The sequence below is a fragment of the Bifidobacterium pluvialisilvae genome (genome assembly GCF_019331695.1).
Lineage (GTDB): Bacteria > Actinomycetota > Actinomycetes > Actinomycetales > Bifidobacteriaceae > Galliscardovia > Galliscardovia pluvialisilvae.
The window spans coordinates 101,935-118,396 of sequence record NZ_JAHBBI010000007.1; the positions used below are offsets into that span (position 1 = coordinate 101,935).

Consider the following 16,462-nt stretch of genomic DNA (forward strand, 5'->3'; position numbering starts at 1 on the left):
CATTATTCGGTTTCGTTTCTCGGTATTCACAATGATGGTGGCGGATTCGGAATCGGTGAAAGGACGGAAACATGGGCGTTTATGTCATCACAGGCGCGTCGAGCGGCATCGGTGCCAAGACCGCGGAGATTCTGAAGAAGCACGGCCATGAGGTCGTCAACATCGATTTGAAGGACGGCGACATCAGCGCGAACCTCGCCACCAAGGAAGGCCGCCAGTTCGCGCTCAACGCGCTGCACGAGCAGTACCCCGACGGCATCGATGGCATGATCTGCAATGCCGGCGTCGCCGGAGGCCGTGCGCCGATCCCGCTGATTGTATCCCTGAACTACTTCGGCGCCACCGTGATGGCCGAAGGCGTGTTCGACCTGCTGAAGAAGAAGCACGGCAGCTGCACCGTGACCTCTTCCAACTCCATCGCCCACGGCGACGCCCGCATGGACGTCGTCGGTATGCTCAACAACAACCCCGACGAGGCGCGCATCGTCAACCTGGTCAAGGACTACGACCCCGCCGGCGGCCATGCCTTCTACGCGGCCACCAAGTACGCGCTCGCCCGCTGGGCCCGTCGCATGAGCGCCCAGTGGGGCGCCTCCGGAGTGCGCCTCAACGCGGTGGCCCCCGGCAACGTGCGCACCGCCATGACCGACAATCTCCTGCCCGAGCAGCGCGTGGCCATGGAGGCCATCCAGGTGCCCACCCACTATGGCGACGAACCGCTCATGGACCCGGAGGAGGTGGCCAACGTGATCGCCTTCGTCGCGTCCCCCGAGGCTCGCGGCCTCAACGGCGTGGTGCTCTTCGCCGACGGCGGCACCGACGCCCTGCTGCACTCCGAAAAGGTCTACTAAAGACCGGTCCCGCGCATTCGCGCATCACGATTCGTTAAGCTTTCCAGACAGGAGCACACACCGTTATGATCATCGACGATTACATCAAGGCGCTGCAGAACAAGGACTACGAGGCTCTTTCCGCCTGCTTCGCCGAACGCAGCCGCATGTTCGACTACTGCCCGTCGCTGGTGGGGCGTGAGAACACGTTCCTCTTCGGCGACAAGGCCATCGACATGTACTTCCACAACCAGTTCGTCATCGGCGGATTCTCCGTGGAGGATCCGCATGTGGTGAACAGCCGCACTGTCAACTTCTATGCCAACTACGCCGGCACCATCATCCACGCGCTGGCGCAGATCGAGAACGTGGACGACTCCGGCAAGATCCAGGAGCTCGTCATCCGCCCGGCGTAGGACTCCGAGGGCCGATATGCATTTCGTGACACACTCAAGGCCGTTCGGCCGGGAGGCTTCGCCTCCCAAGCTTACGGTCACGAAATGCATATCGGCCCTTTCTCGTTAGGGTGTGCAATTGCAAGACGCACTCCATCCTCCGGTTTTCGTTTAAGGGTTGCATTCCCGTTCGTTGTGGAAACTACAACGGATGGGAATCAGGTGACCATTACGGTTCCTGTTCGTCGCGCCTCATCGAACGAATGGGAACCGAACGTTGGGCGGGATTCCTGTTTGTCGTGAAGTATTTGACGGACGGGAACCGGGTGGTCGTTACGGTTCCTGTTCGTTCATGATTCCGTGCGTTATACTCGTTTAGTAAATTGTTTACTAAACGATATGCATTGGAGCTGCGGCATGGTCACCATCAAGGAAATCGCCAGGAAGGCGGGATACTCCCAGGCCACGGTCTCGCGTCTGCTCAACGGCGACCCGACGCTGTCCATCAAGGAGGAGACGCGACGCCGCATCATCCAGGTGAGCGAGGAACTCGGCTATGCCACGCAATCCAAGCGCATCGCGTTGCCCCGCGAAGTGGCCGTGCTCGACGTCATCGACCCCGGCGACCACTTGCAGGACGCCTACTTCAACGAGCTGCGTGAGGTGCTGCGGTCCAGCGCCGAACGGCACCATATGAACGTGACGTTCATCACCGATGTGGAGCGGCTCATCGCCGAGGGCGGGCATTATGACGGGTTCATCGCCATAGGCGCCGAGGTCGTCGACAACGGCGCCCTGCGCCGTCTGCACGACGTGCTGCCCTATGGCGTGTTCATCGACACGAACCCCGCGCCCAATCTGTTCGACTCCGTCCGGCCGGATCTTTCCCAGACGATTCTTGACGCCTTGGACGAATGCGTCGCCGCCGGCATGACTCGTATCGGCTATATCGGCGGAACCGGCCGCATCATGGGCATGCATGAATATCCCGAGGACCTGCGGTTGCTGGCGTTCCGTAATTGGGCGACACGTTTGGGCCTCGACACCGAGGGACTCGTCTACATCGACGGGCCGTTCAATGTGTCGAGCGGGCAGCGGCTCGGCGAACGCATCGTCGAGGAGCGCCATGGAGCCATGCCCGACGTGTTCATCGTGGCGGCGGACGTCATCGCCGTCGGCGTGCTGCAGGCGTTCAACGCGGCCGGCGTGCTGGTGCCGCGTGACGTGAGCCTCATCAGCATCAACAACCAGCCGATTTCTCAATACACGTCACCGGCATTGAGCACCTACGCCATCGACCAGGGCGAACTTGTGCGCGCCGCCATTGATACGCTCGCCGACGCCATCGCCAGCAAACGCACGGTACGGCATCATATGCTGCTCTCCACCACGCTCGTCGAACGCGGCAGCTTCATACGCGGCGGAAAGTGAGGGTGTTCGGCTCCCCTTGTCGAGGGGAGCCGTCTGCGTAGTCGGCTGAGGAGAGGCTGGCTACGGGGTCGTGCTCAGCCCCCCTCGGATCGCCTGCTACAGCAGCTCGATGGCCACGTCGAGCGTGAGCGGCTTGGCGGCGTCGAGCTGGAACCGGTCGTGCACGGGCGCGCCCCACGAGTCGTCACCGCCGACGCCCATCTGGGCGGCGAGCAGACGTAGGAACGTGTGGCGCGGCGCGGGCAGCTCGTCCTGATGACGCGCCTCCTCGAGCATCAGCGTGGAGTAGGGGAGCAGGCTGGCGCAGAACGTGTCGGAGCCCGACCGGCTCACCTTCATGCCGTGGCCGTACTCATCGGTGACCTCCAACCAACGCACGTCCTCATGGTTGCCGGTCTCCTGCGGCACCAGATACGGCGCCGCGGAATCGGGCGCCGTGGTCTCATAGACGCCCAGCTTGCCGCCGATCTTGCGGTCGAGATACGTCTCGTCCGGTCCAAGGCCGTAGAACCGCAGGTTCGTGTACTGTGCGGGCAGCATCCACTCCAGGCCGAACGCCGGCAGGGTCGGCGCATCCACGCCGCCGGGGTAGGAGGCGGTCAGATGCACGCGGCCGTTGGCGTCCGCCTCGTAGCGCACGGTCACGCGGGTGCGGTTCGGCTCCGCCAGCTCGTATGCGTATTCGGCGGCGATGCCATGCTCCGAGGTCTCGAACCTCGTATCGGCCACACGGGCGTAACGCCCCGCGCCGAACCACTGCGCCCGGTCGAATCCGCTGCCATTGCCACGGTCGTTGTCGGTCAACGGGCGGAACGTGACGATATCCGGTCGACGGATGACCATTTCGCGGCCGCCCCGACGCAACGACACCATGCCGCCCTGCGTGCGAGAAAGCAGCACCTCGAAGTCGGCGCCCCCTGCCGCGCCGGTGCCGGTGCCGTGAATGCCGAGATTCCAGCGGCCGTCGACGACCACGGCCTTGCCGCCGGCCTTCGTTGCGCCCGCGTCCGCGATGCCATCGCCGCCAGTCGTGCCGTCTGACGCCACTGCCGCCGTATGCTGGCCGAACGTCAGCTCATAGCCGGCGTCCGCCCATGGGGTCGCATGGCGCAGTCGCTGGTCGACCTCATACGTCACCTCCACGCTTCCGCCGGCCGCGTTCGCATATTCCGCAGCGTCGGGAAACGCGACGTCGAATCGGCGGGTTTCGCCGGCCGGCACGACGAAATCGTAATCCGCACTCCAGCGCTCGACGCCGTCCACCAGCAGGCGGGCCGTGAACACGGAATCGGAAGTGTCGATAAACAGGTTCCCGTTCGTGATCGTCACGCCCGAATCATCCGGCACAATCTTCACGTTCGCATACAGCTGCCTGACCTCCTGCGCCTTGGGAGAGACGGTGCGGTCGGCGAACACGATGCCGTCGCCGGAGAACTCATAGTCGTGCGGCCGGTCGTCCCAGTCGCCGCCGTAGGTGAGCCGCTCCGTGCCGTCGCCGAGCCGCTGCCACAGTGCCTGGTCGATGTAGTCCCAGATGAATCCGCCCTGATAGTGCGGATAGCGTTCCAACGCCGTATACAGCTGCATGCCGCCGACGGAATTGCCCATCGCATGCATGTATTCGCACGAGATGTACGGCTTCTTCGGGTCGTTCGTAAGATACTCCTCGATTTCGGCCGGCTTGGCGTACATGCGGCTTTCGATGTCGGAGGCGGCATCGAAACCGCGGTTCCAATACACGCCCTCGTAATGCACCGGTCGCACCCCGTCGAGTTCATGCACCAGGTCGTGCATGGCCTGGAACACCTCGCCGGCATACGATTCGTTGCCCAAGGACCAGATGACCACGCTCGGATGGTTGAAGTCGCGGCGCATCATGGAGTTCACGCGGTCGAGGCACGCGCCCTCCCATTCGGGCCTGTTGCCCGGCACGTTGGTCTCCGGCGTCACCCGGTCGCCGGGAATGGACCAGCTGCCGTGCGTCTCGATGTTCGTCTCGTCGATGAGATAGACGCCGTATTCGTCGCACAGCTCGTACCAGCGGGTCTGGTTCGGATAGTGCGACGTGCGTACGGCGTTGAGATTATGCCGCTTGAGGAAGCGAACGTCCCACAGCATGTCCTCCTCGGTGACGGCGCGGCCGCGACGGGCGTCGAACTCGTGACGGTCCACGCCCTTGAACACGATGCGTTTGCCGTTGAGCTTCATGATGCCGCCGTCGATGGCGAAACGGCGGAAGCCGATGCGGGTCTGTGCCACCTCGATGACGTCGTCGACAGTATTGTTCAACGGGCCGTTCAACGTGACGGTGAGCGTATACAGCTTCGGGTCCTCGGCGCTCCACGGTGCGACCTCGCCCACGCCGTCCTTGATATGCAGCGCGCCGTCGACGATGTCGTCGGCGCTGAATTCGCGGCTCCAGACGATGCCGGTGTTGCCGTCGACGATTTCGACGATGCCGGCGTCGACCGCCGTGGCGTTGTCGATTCGTGCGATGACGTCGATCGAGCCCGTTTTCGTCGTATGGTCGTAATCGGCCACGGCACGCAGATCGGTCACATGGGCCTCAGGCCAGGCCGTAAGTTCCACGCTGCGGAACAGGCCGTGCAGACGCCAGAAATCCTGGTCTTCCAGCCAGCTGGCGCTCGCATATTCGTAGCAGGCCACCGCCAGCACGTTGTGCCCTTCTTGAATCGCATCGGAGACATCGAACTCGCTGGGGGTGAACGAATCCTCGGCATAGCCGACGAGCGTGCCGTTGAGCCACACGTAGATCGCGGTCTGCGCGCCGTGGAACGTCAATGTCACCGTGCGGCGCCCGCGTATCGCCGCGGCGACCTCGGGGCCGGCCGTGAATTCACGGCGATACAGCGCCACGTGGTTGTGTTCCGGAATGTCGGGGGCGGTCGGGTTCTCATGTCCGTCCCACGGGTACTGGATGTTCACGTACTTCGGCGGCAGATATCCGGCCGTCTCCAGATGGCCCGGCACTGCGATGGCGCCGAAGGCGGCGTCGTTACAGTCGGTGTTGCCGAAATCGGCGGCTGCGAAGTCGGGGGAGCCTGAGACGTCGAACGGCGTCGTCGCGGTGTCGATGACGTTCACACGCCATTCGCCGTCAAGGCTCTGCTTCAGCGTTTCGGATTCATTCGGCACAGGCCTGTGGTCGAAGAAGCGATGGTCGGAGTGGGCGGTCATGCGGTTGACCGCAAACACCCGCGGGTCGGTAAGCCATGCGGCCGACGCCTCCGTGGCCTGATTAATGACGATGCGTTGCTGCAGACCATCGCCGGTCTGGGTGGTGGATTCCGTGCTCATGATTGTCGCCTTCCTGATGCTCATCGCGTCATTGCCAATGATAATCGCATTAAGTAATGCAATTGATAAGAGTTAGTAAATCTCTTTACTAAAAGAGTAGCGTGAACTGCTGAAAACTGCAACTGGATGATGTCGATGATTAATGGCTGTGGATATTTGTGGCCCCTGTATTGAGAAGCCTTCGTATTTAAAAACGTTGAAATTATTGATATTTATGGCAGTGTATGCAATCTCGGGCATTTGTTTTCGACACGCCGAAATTTACTGAAATAGGTAATGAATTTTACTTTTCATTGGTAATGAAATACACTTCATGACTGTCAGGTCAATGACTGACCTCAAAGCAGCGCAATCCCCACATCATGCAGCATGACGTTCTCGCCATGACATCCAACGAAAAGAGCAATCATGGAACAGGCAACCCAGCCGCAAACGAATCAACCCAAGCCTGAACAATCCAAGTCCGCGCAACCAACGTCGACGCCATCCAAGGCGCGGATCATCGGCCGACGCATCTGCTATGCGGTCGGCAACCTCGGCCAGGCCGCGTTCTACAACGCCCTGAGCACCTACTTCGTCGTCTACGTGACCAGCACCATGTTCGCCGGCGTCGACAAGGCGCTCGCCGCCAAACTCATCGGCATCATCACCGGCCTCATCGTCATCATCCGCATCGCCGAGATCTTCCTCGACCCGCTGCTCGGCAACCTCATCGACAACACCACCACACGGTTCGGCCGCTTCCGCCCATGGCAGGTCATCGGCGGCTGCGTCTCCGCGCTGCTGCTCGCCCTCGTCTACACCGGCCTGTTCGGCCTCGTCAACGTGAGCGAGACATGGTTCATCGTGCTGTTCGTCGTCGTGTTCGTGGTCCTCGACGTGCTCTACTCGCTGCGCGACATCTCCTACTGGGGCATGATCCCCGCCCTCTCCGAGGATTCGCACGAGCGCAGCGTCTACACCGCGCTCGGCTCGTTCACCGGTTCCATCGGCTACAACGGCATCACCGTCGTCGTCATCCCCATCGTCACCTACTTCAGCTACGTATTCACCGGCTCCCACGCCGAAAGCCAAGCCGGCTGGACCTCCTTCGGCATCATCGTGGCCCTGCTCGGCATCATCACCGCGCTCACCGTGGCGTTCGGCACCAAGGAGAACGAAAGCGCGCTGCGTTCCAAGGCCCAGAAGAACGGCAGCCCGCTGCAGGCGTTCGCCGCACTCGCCAGGAACGACCAGCTGCTGTGGGTGGCGCTGAGCTACCTGCTGTACGCCATCGCCAACGTGGCCACCACCGGCGTGCTGCTCTACCTGTTCAAATTCGTGCTCGGCCAGCCGGCCGCGTTCTCCATCGCCGGCGTCATCCCCATCATCACCGGACTCGTCGCCGCGCCGCTCTACCCGGTCCTCAACCGCTACATTCCGCGTCGCTACCTGTATCTTGCGGGCATGGTGTTCATGATCGCCGGCTACGTCATGTTCATCATCGGCGCGCAGAACCTCACGATGGTCATCATCGCGCTCGTGCTGTTCTACATCCCCAGCACGTTCATCCAGATGACCGCCATCCTCTCGCTCACCGACTCCATCGAATACGGCCAGCTCAAGACAGGCCGCCGCAACGAGGCCGTGACCCTCTCCGTGCGCCCGATGCTCGACAAGATCGCCGGTGCGTTCTCCAACGGCATCGTCGGATTCATCGCCGTGGCCGCCGGCATGGTCGGCACCGCCACCGCGGCCGACATGACCGCCGCCAACATCCGCACCTTCAAGATGTTCGCCTTCTACACGCCGCTCGCGCTCATCGTCGCCAGTCTCCTCGTCTTCATGTTCACCGTGAAGATCGACGAGAAGATGCATGCGCGGATCGTCGAGGAACTCGAAGCCAAGCTCGCCAGCGGCGAGATCGCGGAGGACGACGCCTCGCCGATGGACGACGCCGCATAATCCACCAAAACGCATCGCCGTCCATGAATCCCGCCGATGTTGATGGACGACGATGTAAAAACGCGAAACTGTGTCGTCGTCCACGGGAATCCCGTCGTTTTCGATGGACGACGCCGCAAAACCACGAAAATGCATCGTCGTCCATCATGATTCGGAATTCGATTCCCTGAAAACCGCATGATTCCAACGATGATGATTTCCGATTCATGAATTTCCTATGGACGACGGCGTATTTTCCCGAAAAATCGCCGTCGTCCATGAAAAACCATCCGATTCTCATGAACGACGCTGCATTTTCGTCGATATGCGCCGCCGTCCATCGACGTGCCGACGACTATCGGTCATGTGTGGTGCAAGTCCCACGCAAAAGACGGCGAAGACAGCGGACGAACCGCGCCGGCGGGGTTGAAACGTGATGTTTCGACACGCCGGCGCGATTGCGTGTGCTACTGTTTGAGCCATGACGTTCATTTCCTGTTGTTGTCGCTAGCCGCCGCCCCGAGGCACGAGGCATCCGCGCATTGGTCGCGCGAATCGTGCGGGCGCTGGTCAGTGACGCATAACTGGAAATAGGACGATTCTTTCTCTTGGAATCCCAGACGACAATCCTCACGGTCCTGTCATATCCGATTGACGAAAGTTTCCCGTGAAACGGCGAAAACCATACGGATTCGGCAATCTCGAACAGGCTAGCGGATTTATCTATAACGACACCACGGGATTCACGGGAAATCGCAACCGAACGGAAACCGGCATCCGGTATCGTCTCATTCCAGTACCGCATTGCACCAGCGCCGAAGGGGCGGCGGCTGGCCACGAACGCAACGCAACGAACGCAAGCAGTACTTGGAACCCAGCACTTCGAAGGGATATGAGACATGACCATCGCCAACTCCATCACCGAACTCGTCGGCAATACCCCGCTCGTCAAGCTCAACCGCGTGACCGAAGGCATCGACGCCACCATCGCGGTCAAGGTGGAATACATGAACCCCGGCGGCTCATCCAAGGACCGCATAGCCGCGCGCATCATCGACGCGGCCGAGAAATCCGGCCAGCTCAAGCCCGGCGGCACCATCGTCGAGCCGACCAGCGGCAACACCGGCGTCGGCCTCGCGCTCGTCGCCCAGCAGCGCGGCTACCACGCGATCTTCACCCTGCCCGACAAGGTCTCCGAAGACAAGCGCGCAGTGCTGCGTGCCTACGGCGCCGAAGTCATCGTCACGCCCACCGACGCCGGCCCCGGCGACCCGCGTTCCTACTACGACGTCTCCGACCGTCTCGCCCGCGAGATCCCCGGCGCGTTCAAGCCCAACCAGTACGACAACCCCAACGGACCCTTGAGCCACTACTACACCACCGGTCCCGAGATCTGGGAGCAGACTGACCATACGGTGACGCACTACGTGGCCGGCATCGGCACCGGCGGCACCATCTCCGGCGCCGGCAAGTACCTCAAGGAGGTCTCCGACGGCGCCGTGACCGTGGTCGGCTCCGACCCGGAAGGCTCCATCTACTCGGCCTCCAGCCCCGACGAGGTCCACCAGTACAAGATCGAAGGCGTGGGCGAGGACTTCTATCCCAAGGCATACGACCCGAGCGTCGTCGACGAGGTCGTGCAGGTCAACGACGCCGAGGCGTTCGAGATGACCCGCCGCCTCGCCGCCGAGGAGGGGCTGCTCGTCGGCGGTTCCTCCGGCATGGCGGTCGTCTCCGCAATCAAGTACGCCAAGGAGCACAAGCTCGGCAAGGACGCGGTCGTCGTGGTGCTGCTGCCCGACTCGGGACGCAGCTACCTCGGCAAGATCTTCAACGACCAGTGGATGATCGACAACGGCTTCGAGGACGTCGTCAAGCGCACCTCCCGCCCCAGCTCCATCCCCGAATCCTCTCCCTCCCAGGACTGACGGTGAAGGAACAGAGCATGACCGTCGTGTTATCCCATGAACGATGTAGCCGCTGAGACGTGTCCGACTCCCCTCAGTCCGCTACGCGGACAGCTCCCCTCAAAGAGGGGAGCCAGGAAGCTGACCTAGGGAGGACGATGTCCGTTTCGCGATCGTAAGCTAACGAAGGTGTCTGCTAGGCTCCGCCAAGCAGACACCGGAGTGGCGGCCGAACGGCCTTGAGTGTGTCGCGGAATGGACATCGTCCGACCGGCACACCTGGCTGACATCACGCAAACCGTAAACAGCAAAATAGATAACCAACCACAACTACAGATATAAAGGAAACATCCCCATGACCATTGACTTCACCGCCACCCAGCTCGCCACCCGCGCCATCCACGCCGGCCAGGAGCCCGACGCCACCACCGGCGCCGTCGTCCCGCCGCTGTACCTGACGTCCACCTACAAGCAGGACGGCGTCGGCAACCTGCGTAAGGGCTACGACTACACGCGTTCCGGCAACCCGACCCGCGACTCGTTCGACACCCAGCTCGCCGCCATCGAGGGCGGCAGGTACGCGCTCGCGTTCTCCTCGGGCCTTGCCGCCATCGACGTGCTGCTGCGCTCCACCCTGAAGCCCGGCGACCGCATCCTGCTCGGCGACGACGTGTACGGCGGCACCTACCGACTGCTGAGCAAGGTGTTCGTGCCGTGGGGCGTCGGCCTCGACGTGGTCGACATCTCGAACGTCGACGCCGTCAAGGAGGCGCTTGCCGCCAACGACTACGCCTACATCTGGGTGGAGACCCCGTCGAACCCGATGCTGCGCATCACCGACGTGGAGGCCGTCTCCGCGCTCGCCCACGAGCACGGCACCAAGGTGGTCGTCGACAACACGTTCGCCTCGCCGGTGCTCCAGCACCCGCTCGAACTCGGCGCCGATCATGTGGTCTACTCCACCACGAAGTACATCGGCGGCCACTCCGACGTGGTCGGCGGCGCCATCGTCACCAACGACGAGGAGACGCGCGACGCCGTGGCCTTCCTGCAGAACTCCGCCGGCGCCGTGCCCGCCCCGTTCGACTCCTGGCTGCAGACCCGAGGCCTCAAGACCCTCGAGCTGCGCGTGAAGCGCCACAGCGCCAACGCGCTCGCCGTGGCCGAGCACCTCGCCGGCCTGCCCGAGGTGGAGAAGGTGCTGTACCCGGGCCTCGAATCGCATCCGGGCCACGACATCGCCGTCCGTCAGATGCACGGCGGCTTCGGCGGCGTGGTCTCCGTGCAGCTCGCCGGCGGTCGTGACGCGGCGCTGAAGTTCGCCGAATCCACCGAGATCTTCACGCTGGCCGAATCGCTCGGCGGCGTGGAATCGCTCATCGAGCACCCGGCCGCCATGACCCACGCCTCCGTGGCCGGCACCACGCTGCAGGTGCCCGACAACCTCATCCGCCTCTCCGTGGGCATCGAGAACGTCGACGACCTGATCGCCGACCTCGACCAGGCCCTCGAACGCGCGAAGTAAGGTCTTGTGGATTCACTCTTTTCAGGGGATGGGAAAGAGTGAATCCGCAGGTGTCCAAAAGCGCACATGCTCAGCCGTTTTGCAGGTTGAGCATGTGCGCTTTGGCGTTTTGCGAACAACGATCCGTTCGCTCTTCGCGGGGTTTGGAAAAGAGTGAACGGGGAGCCCGCTATCCCAGCCGCTATCCCAGCACCTTGGTGCGCCGCAGATTGGCCTCCGATTTGGCGGTGAGCCGCATGAGCGGGCGGCGCAGCACCAGACCAAGCAGCAGCATCGGCAGTATGAACACCGCCAGACGGCCCATGGCAATCCAGTAGTCGTTCCGGTAGACACCGAAGACGGCGGCGCGGAACATGTCGATGGCGTGCGTGGCCGGCAGGAACGGATGCACCGCCTGGAAGAAGTCCGGCAGCACCGCGACCGGGAACGAGCCGCCGGCGCCGGTGATCTGCATCACCATGACGAGCACGCACAACGCCTTGCCGGGCGCGCCGAACGCGGCCGCCATCGTGTAGACGATGAATGCGAACGTCAGCGACGTCGCCCAGCCTCCCAGCATGAACAGCCACGGATCGTCGCACTGCACGCGCAGATACACGAGCTCGCCCAGACACATGACCGTGCTCTGCAGCAGCGCCAGAATCGCATAGATGCCGAAGCGGCCGAGGAACATCTCACCGGGCGTCGGCCGTTCCAGCGCGGCCTTGCGCTCTCCCGACACCTGCACGAGTATGGCCAGCGACAGCAGCAGCGCGCCCATCCACAGTCCCAGCGTCGTATACATCGGCGCCATGGACGAACCGAAGTTGTCGGCCTTGTAGACCGCGTTGCGGTTGAGCCCGACCGGCGAGACCAGCGACGTGGCCAGGGCCTCGGGGTCGTCGCCCAGTATCTTGCGCACGGTCTTCAGGTCGCCGCTGTTCAGCGCCTTGGCGATTTTGCCGTGCAGGTCGCTGAGCCTGTTCGCCGAGGCGCGCAGGGATTTCGCCGTGGCGGCGATGTCGGTATGCGCGCCGGCCATGCTCGCGGCGATGGAATCCGCCGATCCGGAAAGCTCCGACGACATGGTCTCCAGCCGTGAGGTCGCCTCGACCGTCTCCGTGTACGCGTCCGACGCGGCCGACGACATGGCGGCGAGCTTCGTCTTGAGCCCCTTGTCGAAGTCGTCGCTCACCTGCGCCATGGTCTTGCGTGCCTCCTCGGCCTTGGTCTTGGCCTCCTCCCGCTTCCGGTCGCCGTCGGTCAGCCCTTTGTCGATGCCGTCGGCCGCGGAGTTCAGCGAATCGCGCACGGCGGTCTGCTTGGCGATCGCCTCGTCCATATCGCCGAGCAGCGACTGCTGCAGCCGCGTGCCCTCGTCGGTGGTCGGGGTCAGCGCCGCGAGCTTGCCGCGAAGGTCCTGATATGCGGTGACCTGGTCGCCGATCTTCGTGGCCACGGCGCGCAGCTGCTTGGCCGAGTCGGCGCCCTGCGTGCCCACGGCGTCGAACACCTTGTCGAGGCTCGCCTCGGCGGCCTGATAGCTGTTCGCGCTGGCGTCGAGCGCATCGCCGACCGTATCGGCCGAGGAATCCAGGGTGGCGGCGACCGTGGCCACACCCTGCTTCGCCTGGTCGGTGGCCTTGCGCGCGTCCGCCGCGCTGCCGCCCGCCTTGCCCACAAGCCCCGCCGAAGTGGCGACCAGCGTCTGCGCCGAATCCAGCACGTCGCCGTACTGGTCGAGGTTGTCGGCGGCGAGGTCGAATTGCTTGGAGGTACGGTCGATGTTCGCGTTGAGATTGCCGATGAGCGTCTGCGCCGAATCGCTGTCCAGGGACTCCGCGAGCTGTGAGGCGATGGTCAGGCCCGCACTGGAGATGGTCGTGTTGAACGTGTCGTTCACCTGCGCCGTGACCGCGTCGGCGCCCTGTCCGGTCACCTTCGGGGCGAGCGGGTTCTTCTTCTCGTTCGTGTAGTAGGCGATCTTCGCCTGCCGGGTGTCGGCGGAGAACAGCGTCATCATGTCACGGCTGAACGTTTTGGGAATCACCACGGCGGCATAGTATTCGCCGGATTCGGTGCCGTCGACGGCGTCCCGCTCATCGGTGAACACCCAGTCGAGCTGGTCGTTGGCGCGCAGCGCCGAGACGACGTTCTCGCCCACGTTCACCTTCACCGGCACGAGGTCGCTGCGGTAGCCGGCATCGTTGTTCGCCACGGCGACCTTGAGCTCGCCCGTGCTGCCGAACGGATCCCAATTGGCCGCCACATTGAACCACGCGAACAGCGATGGCATGGCCACCAGGCCGATGACCAGGGTCACGGCCGTGACGTTCGACGTGATCCGCCGCACGTCGCCTGCGACGATGCGGCCGACGTTCCTGAACTTCCGTGCGATCGTCGTCGTGATCGCCGTCATGACCGGTGTCTTTCGTGCAGTCATGGCGTCACGCCTCCTTTCGTGCTGTACCGGCAGCCGCCGAATGCTTCGGCGTCCTGCCTCCGCGCTCGCCGGCGTCCAATATGCTCAGCGGATTCAACGGTTTCTTGTGCAGACGCTGTTCGCGGTAGACGTTGCGCAGCTCATCGCCGTCCATGTTCCCCAATCGAATCTGTCGTTGGATGCCGTCGTAGATGAATTCGATGCCGATGAGGAACGTGATGATGGCCACGATCCAGATGACCCAGGCCATCAGGATGCCTATCTTCTCGCCGGTGGTCAGCGAGAACGCCATCAGCCCTATCGGCAGGATGATGCCCGCGGCGAGCGCGCCGCGTTTGAGCCGCGGATACCATCGGTCGAACAATGCGGCCCGCCGCATGATGCCCGCATGGAACTCCGTGGAGTCGCTCAGTGCGCGCAGTACCTGGTCCAGCCGGTAGCGGTTCCTGATGGCTATGGGCTTCTCCGCCGCCAGCAGGCCCGTGGCGGCGAACTGCCGCGACACCATCGTGTTGAGGTTGTTGAGATACGGCCTCAGCGTCATGCCGACCACGAACGCCACGGCCGCGAACAGCGCCAAAATCAGCAGGTAGCCACGGTAGTGGTCGCCGTAGAACCCGCCAATCGTCTCGCGCAGCGCGTTGTTGCCGTGCGTGATCGGCAGGAACGGATAGATGCGCTGGAACTCCCGCGGCATCATCTCGATCGGATACATGCCCGACGACCCGGGCACCTGCAGCACGGTCAGCAGCACGGTCAGGCCGCGGCCCACATGGGCGAAGGAGATGCACAGCGCGTAGATGATGGAGACGTACACCACGCCGATGAACATCGTCGTGAGATACATCGCCGGCACGTTCGCCGTCTGCACGCCGATGATGAGATTGCCGGTGGTCACGATGACCGCCTGCAGGCAGGCCAATACGGCGAACAGCAGCCATCGGCCCAGATACTTCTGGTTCGGGGTCAGGCCGTCGATGCCGTCGTCGTCCACCTCGAGGCGGCACATCATCGCCAGCGTGAACGCGCCGATCCACAGCGCCAGATTGGTGAACAGCGGGGCCACGGCCGAACCGTAGGAGTTCAGCGGATACACGGTCCGTGTCCGCAACGCGGTGGGGGAGGCCACGAATCCGGCCACCTCGTCGGGCGAGGCGCCGAGCGACGAGCGGAGCCTGTCCAATGCTCCGGCGCTGGACGCGGCGTTCATGTCGGAGCCGATGTCGTTCAGCGTGGTCCGGGTCTCGGCCAGCGACCGCTTCGATCCCTTGAGCGCCGTCGCCGTCCTGTCGAGCGTGGCGTCAAGCTGGTCGAGCGCCGTGTCGGCCTCGTCCACGGCCGGTCCGACCTTCGCCAGCGTGCCCGAAAGCGTGGTCGCGCTTGACGAGAACGAGCCGAGCGCGCTGTTGAGCCCGGTGGTCGCGTTGTCGCCGAGCGCCGACTGGGTGTGTTGCATCGTGGCGATGGTGTTCTGGTTGGCCGCGTCGATGGTGTCGGCAGCGCCGGAGATCGCGGTGGCGCTGTCGCCGGCGTTCGTGCCGGCGGTGCGCATGGCGTCCACGGCCTGCTGGCCCTTCTCGTTGCGTTGCTCCAGTTCCTCGATGAGCGTTTTGCCGGCGTCGGTCCCGGCGAATTCGGAATCCTTCAGCGAGGCGATGATGGCGGTGTTGGCGTCCAGTGCGTCCTGCGCGGAGTCCAATGCCGCATCGGTGCGTTCCTTGGCGCCGAGCACGGCGCCGGAGCTTTTGCCGATGAACGCGTTCGCGGTCTGTGAGCCTTGGGAGAGGGTCTGCGAGGCGCTCGCCGACTTCACCGCCAGACCGGAGCTCAGTGACGTCAGCCCGTTCTGCGCGTCGTTCAGCGATGCGATGCCCGAGTTCAGCGTGTTCTGCGCCTTCGTGGCCTTGGCGTCGATGGCGGCGAGTGATCGCCGTGCCTCGGTGGTCTTGGCCGAGCCTTCGTCCACGGCGTCGATGAGCTGGTCGAGTTTGGCGTCGGCCTCGTCGATGCCGTCGAGCGCCTTGGTCACGCCGTTCGACGCCTCCCGGTGGGCGGCGTCGGCGTGCTGCGAGGTCGTGTCGACGGCCTTGGTCATGGCGTCGACGGCCACGCGGCTTACGGTGGAGACGAACTGGCTGTTGATCTGCCGTTCGAGCGTGCCGGCGCCGGTGTCGGTGATGCGCGGCGTGATCGGGCTGTTCTTCTCGTTGACGTAGTAGTCGATTTTCGGCTGGTGGAAGTCGCCGGTGGTGATGGTCATGAGGTCGGCGGAGAAGTCCTTGGGGATGATGATGGCCGCGTAGCTTTTCCCGCTGAGCACCTCGTCGAGGGCCTGATCGCGGTCCATGGGCGTCCAGCCGAGCTGGTGGTTGTCGGCCAGCGAATCCTCGACTTGGTCGCCGATGTTCAACGAGCCGACGGTGGCATTGTGCGCGCCTTTGTCCTCGTTGACGACGGCCACGCGCAGCGATCCGGTGTTGTCGTAGGGGTTCCAGAACGCGGCGACGTTGAACCAGGAGTACAGCGCGGGGATCGTGCAGATGCCCAGCACCGTGACCATGGCCATGGGCACGGCGAGTATGCGGCGGATGTCGCGCGCGAATACTTGGAATACGTGTTTCATGCTGACCTCGGCGAATTGCGAAGACGACGTTTTTTGACTACGAATATAAGTTATACTACAACTGTAGTTTAATAATCAAATGTTATGG

At 63.3% G+C, this 16,462-nt stretch carries 9 protein-coding genes; 6 read left to right on the plus strand and 3 right to left on the minus strand.

The window, feature by feature from the left end; all coding sequences use genetic code 11:
• Positions 1 to 71: 71 nt before the first annotated feature.
• The 3 genes from KIH77_RS07025 to KIH77_RS07035 all read left to right on the plus strand — a co-directional run bounded on the left by KIH77_RS07025 (position 72) and on the right by KIH77_RS07035 (position 2,656).
• Positions 72 to 851, plus strand: coding sequence for an SDR family oxidoreductase (locus tag KIH77_RS07025; RefSeq protein WP_100509947.1), 780 nt, complete (start codon positions 72 to 74; stop codon positions 849 to 851).
• 65 nt (positions 852 to 916) lie between these two features.
• Positions 917 to 1,246 carry a hypothetical protein gene (locus tag KIH77_RS07030; RefSeq protein WP_100509946.1) on the plus strand — a complete coding sequence of 110 codons (330 nt, stop codon included), beginning with the start codon at positions 917 to 919 and terminating at the stop codon, positions 1,244 to 1,246.
• A 396-nt stretch (positions 1,247 to 1,642) separates the two neighbouring features.
• A complete protein-coding gene (locus KIH77_RS07035; protein ID WP_163200108.1) occupies positions 1,643 to 2,656 on the plus strand; it encodes a LacI family DNA-binding transcriptional regulator in 1,014 nt (337 codons plus the stop codon).
• Between the two features lie 96 nt (positions 2,657 to 2,752).
• On the opposite strand, the gene lacZ is transcribed toward KIH77_RS07035, so the two are convergent.
• A complete protein-coding gene (gene lacZ / locus KIH77_RS07040; protein WP_219100385.1) occupies positions 2,753 to 5,974 on the minus strand; it encodes a beta-galactosidase, LacZ type in 3,222 nt (1,073 codons plus the stop codon).
• A 408-nt stretch (positions 5,975 to 6,382) separates the two neighbouring features.
• On the opposite strand from lacZ, the gene KIH77_RS07045 reads away from it, so the two are divergent.
• From KIH77_RS07045 to KIH77_RS07055, 3 genes are all read left to right on the plus strand, one after another.
• On the plus strand, positions 6,383 to 7,918 hold the full coding sequence (locus KIH77_RS07045) for a glycoside-pentoside-hexuronide (GPH):cation symporter (RefSeq protein ID WP_219100387.1): 1,536 nt from the start codon (positions 6,383 to 6,385) through the stop codon (positions 7,916 to 7,918).
• An 878-nt stretch (positions 7,919 to 8,796) separates the two neighbouring features.
• Entirely contained in the window at positions 8,797 to 9,825 is a 1,029-nt protein-coding gene (locus tag KIH77_RS07050; RefSeq protein ID WP_219100389.1) for a pyridoxal-phosphate dependent enzyme, read from the plus strand.
• A gap of 334 nt (positions 9,826 to 10,159) precedes the next feature.
• Positions 10,160 to 11,329, plus strand: a complete 1,170-nt coding sequence (locus tag KIH77_RS07055) for a cystathionine gamma-synthase (protein WP_163200104.1) — start codon at positions 10,160 to 10,162, stop codon at positions 11,327 to 11,329.
• A 181-nt stretch (positions 11,330 to 11,510) separates the two neighbouring features.
• On the opposite strand, the gene KIH77_RS07060 is transcribed toward KIH77_RS07055, so the two are convergent.
• Both KIH77_RS07060 and KIH77_RS07065 read right to left on the minus strand, forming a co-directional pair.
• Positions 11,511 to 13,751 carry a YhgE/Pip domain-containing protein gene (locus KIH77_RS07060; protein WP_163200103.1) on the minus strand — a complete coding sequence of 747 codons (2,241 nt, stop codon included), beginning with the start codon at positions 13,749 to 13,751 and terminating at the stop codon, positions 11,511 to 11,513.
• A gap of 4 nt (positions 13,752 to 13,755) precedes the next feature.
• The gene (locus KIH77_RS07065) at positions 13,756 to 16,374 is read right to left on the minus strand and encodes a YhgE/Pip domain-containing protein (protein ID WP_219100391.1); all 2,619 of its coding nucleotides are present in this window, start codon (positions 16,372 to 16,374) and stop codon (positions 13,756 to 13,758) included.
• Positions 16,375 to 16,462 lie beyond the last annotated feature (88 nt).